This is a genomic window from Acidiphilium sp. PM (genome assembly GCF_000219295.1).
Taxonomy (GTDB): domain Bacteria; phylum Pseudomonadota; class Alphaproteobacteria; order Acetobacterales; family Acetobacteraceae; genus Acidiphilium; species Acidiphilium multivorum.
The window spans coordinates 1-2,158 of record NZ_AFPR01000473.1; the positions used below are offsets into that span (position 1 = coordinate 1).

At 72.4% G+C, this 2,158-nt stretch carries 3 protein-coding genes; 1 reads left to right on the forward strand and 2 read right to left on the reverse strand.

Annotated features, from left to right (window positions below; translation table 11 throughout):
- Window positions 1-170 precede the first annotated feature (170 nt).
- Window positions 171-860 (forward strand): YggS family pyridoxal phosphate-dependent enzyme, encoded by a 690-nt coding sequence (locus tag APM_RS14595; protein ID WP_039888916.1) that lies wholly within the window; start codon window positions 171-173, stop codon window positions 858-860.
- On the opposite strand, the gene APM_RS14600 is transcribed toward APM_RS14595, so the two are convergent.
- Together APM_RS14600 and APM_RS14605 are read right to left on the reverse strand one after the other, a co-directional pair.
- Window positions 854-1,834, reverse strand: a complete 981-nt coding sequence (locus tag APM_RS14600; protein ID WP_007424144.1) for an NAD(P)-dependent oxidoreductase — start codon at window positions 1,832-1,834, stop codon at window positions 854-856. The genes APM_RS14595 and APM_RS14600 overlap by 7 nt on opposite strands.
- A 2-nt stretch (window positions 1,835-1,836) precedes the next feature.
- Window positions 1,837-2,158, reverse strand: a 322-nt coding sequence (locus APM_RS14605; RefSeq protein WP_007424145.1) for a DUF445 family protein, incomplete at its 5' end; no start/stop codon positions are given.

Consider the following 2,158-nt stretch of genomic DNA (forward strand, 5'->3'; position numbering starts at 1 on the left):
CCGGCGCCGCATCGTCGCGCAGCACCACGCCGGAGAGTCCCGGCGGCAGGCGGGCGATCGCGCCGAGCGGGTCGGGCAATCGGGCCCGATCGGTGAACAGCCAGAGCGTGGGGTGGCGGCAGCGACGGCGCCGCTTGACCGCCCGCGCCGCCGCGATCAGTTGTTCATCCATGAGCGAATTCAGCCCCGAGACGATCAGCCCCGAGACGATCAGGCCCGCCCTCGATTCCATCCGCGCGCGCATCGCCACGGCCGCGCAGGGACGCGCGGTCACGCTCATCGCGGTGTCGAAAACCAAGCCGGTCGCGGCGATCGAGGCGGCACTCGCCGCCGGGCAACTCGTGTTCGGCGAGAACCGGGTGCAGGAGGCGGCGGCGAAGTTCCCGCTCCTGCGCGCGGCGCATCCGGGCCTCGCGCTGCACCTGATCGGGCCGTTGCAGACCAACAAGGCGCGCGAGGCGGTGGCGCTGTTCGACTGTATCGATTCGCTCGACCGGCCGAAACTGGCGGATGCGCTGGCGGCGGCGGCCGAGCGCGCCGGGCGGATGCCGCGGCTGCTGGTGCAGGTGAATGTCGGCGACGAGCCGCAGAAGGCCGGGGTGAGCCCGGCCGAGGCGGATGGCTTCATCCGCGCGATGCGCGCCCGGTTCGGCGAGCGGTTGCAGGGGCTGATGGCGATTCCCCCGCTTGGCGAGGACCCCGTGCCGCATTTCCGCACCCTCGTCGCCATGGCCGACACGCACGGGCTGCCGGTGCGCTCGATCGGCATGTCCGACGATTTCGAGACCGCGATCGCCTGCGGGGCGACCGAGGTGCGCGTCGGCTCGGCGCTGTTCGGCGCCCGCCACGCGCCTCAGTAGCCTCTCGCGAAATCGACCAGCGTGGCCGGGACGCGCCCGGCGGCGAGCGCCCGCAACGCGGCGAAGAAGCTGGCCAGCGTCGCCGCGTTGTAGCGCGCCGGATCGTCCGACGAGATATGCGGCGTCATGACCAGGTTCGGCGTGTCCCACACCGGATCGTCCGGCGGCACCGGCTCGGTCGTGAACACGTCGAGCACCGCGCCGGCGATGCTGCCCGCGCGCAGCGCGGCACAGAGTGCCGGCTGATCGACCAGCGCGCCGCGGCCCATGTTGATCACCCCGGCATGCGGCGGCAGCAGCGCCAGCCGCCGCGCATCGAGCAGGTTGCGCGTCGCCGCGGTGAGCGGGCAGGTCAGCAGCAGGAAATCGGTGTGCGGCAGGATCAGGTCGAGATCGCCGACCGGCCGCGTCGCGTCGCAATCGGGGTGCGGCGCGGCGCCGTTGCGCACGCCGGTGACATGGATGCCGAACTGCCGCGCCCGCCGCGCCGCGCCGCCGCCGAGCCCGCCGACGCCGACGATCGTCGCCCGCATGCCGGCCACCGTGCCGGAGGACCGGCGCTGCCAGCGATGCGCCCGCTGGTCGGTCGCGAAGGCGGGCATGTGGGTCGCCAGCATCAGCATCGCCATGATCGCGAACTCGCCGGCGCGGTCGGCATGCACGCCGCGATTGTTCAGCAGCATCACCCCGTCGGGGATCATGTCGAACGGGGCGAGCGGGTCGACGCCGGCGGAGGTGGACTGGATCAGCCGCAGCTTCGGCGCGATCGAGAGGTCGAGCCGGCGGATCGCGGCGGGGGTGGCGATCAGCGCCTCGATCCCGGGTGCCGCGGCGGCGAACTCCGCCTCGCTCTCGCCCACGGTCAGCGTATGCCCCTCGCCGATCCCGCCGGCCAGCGCGGCGGCCTCGTGAAATTCGGCCGCCGTCAGCTTGAGATAGGGGCTGTCGGCGAATTCCTGGATGTGGATGTGCATGCTTACCCCGGCTGGTGAAATCCGAAATGCAGGACAAGGAAGATCAGCCCGCCGATCAGGAAGCCGACCAGCGTGCCGTTGACGCGGATATATTGCAGGTCCTTGCCGACGCGCAGTTCCAGCCGCTCGGTGATCGTCGCGGCGTCCCAGTTGCCGATCACGCGGCCGATGAACCCGGCGATCTCGGCCTGCGCCCCCGGCAGCAGGCGGGTGACGACCATGCCCGCGCCGGCGGAAATGCGCGCGCGCATGGTGGGATCCCCGGCGAGCAGCGCGCCGAAATTGGCGAGGGCGCCGGCGATCAGCTGCTGCGCGTGCCCGCCC